Raw genomic sequence first — 1,035 nt, forward strand, 5'->3', positions numbered from 1 at the left:
AAAGCCTGGCTGCCGGAGAGCAGGCTTTGGCTGCTGCCGGCGGGCGGGGGCTTGAGGAAGTCAAGCAGCTGCGGGGCTACCAGCCCGGCGACCGCCTGCGGGACGTGCACTGGCCAAGCAGCGCCCGTTTTGGCCAGCTGTATGTCAAGGAATACGAAGGCCAGCCGTCCCGGCCGCTATTGCGGCTCCGCCTTGATTTCACGCACGAGGCGGGCGATGACTTGACGGCCTACTATGAGCTGGTCTACGGGCTGGTCCTGGCCAGCCTGGAAAGCGGCCGGGAAGTTGAACTGGCAGACACGGACGAGCTGGTCTTAAAGCCGGCCGTCATAAGCCAGCGGGAAGATCTGGACCAGGCCATGAAGCGCCTGTACGACGCGCCGGCAATCAGCGAGAGCGCTGGCGGGGACTTGGTCCTGGCCACGGACTTGACCTTGCGGCGGGGCGGCAAAATAATCCGCGAATTCAGAAAGGGGGATGGCGGTGAAATCCAAATCTGACAAACTGGAAATCAGTCTGCTGGGCCAAGCGGCGGGAATCCGGCAGCTTGCCCTCAGGGCGGCATTGCTGCTGCTGCTTTTGGTCACGGAGCTTTTCGCCCTGCGAAATTCCAGCCTGACCTTTGCCCCGCTTCCGGTTCTTTTAGCTGTGACCTGCGCTGTAGCCATCTTGGAAGCCGGGGCATTTTATAAAAAAGTTCTCGGCGCTTGCTCTTTTGGCTGCTTTTAGTGGCTTCCGGGGCGGCGATTGCCTTCAACCTGCCGACTGGCAAGGAACTTCTGGCGGTTTTAAACAGGTCGCTCAAGCTGAACGTGACCGGTCTCTTCCTGGGCTTCATGCTCCTGCAGGCCGTCTTGCTGGACTATGGCCTGGTGAAAAAAGGCGCTTTCTGGCTGCTTTGGCTCTGGCTGGCGCTGGTTTTGCTCTTGCGCCTGCTTTTAGCCGGCCACTTGGAGGCCTGGCTGGCCGTTCTTTTGGCCGGCGAAGCCTTGGCCTTCCTGGCTGCCGGCCGCCAGCACGCGGTCTGGCGCAGCC

3 protein-coding genes are annotated in these 1,035 nt (G+C 61.5%); all 3 read left to right on the plus strand.

What is annotated here, in order from left to right; genetic code table 11:
- The coding region (locus tag lacNas_RS03785; protein WP_201330539.1) for a DUF58 domain-containing protein at positions 1-500 on the plus strand (500 nt) is incomplete at its 5' end.
- Complete coding sequence (locus lacNas_RS03790) at positions 484-729, plus strand: hypothetical protein (RefSeq protein WP_201330540.1); 246 nt, start codon at positions 484-486, stop codon at positions 727-729. The genes lacNas_RS03785 and lacNas_RS03790, both read left to right, overlap by 17 nt.
- The coding region (locus lacNas_RS03795) for a hypothetical protein (RefSeq protein WP_201346609.1) at positions 729-1,035 on the plus strand (307 nt) is incomplete at its 3' end. The genes lacNas_RS03790 and lacNas_RS03795, both read left to right, overlap by 1 nt.

It is taken from the genome of Lactobacillus nasalidis, from assembly GCF_016587775.1.
In the GTDB taxonomy this organism is placed as follows: Bacteria; Bacillota; Bacilli; order Lactobacillales; family Lactobacillaceae; genus Lactobacillus; species Lactobacillus nasalidis.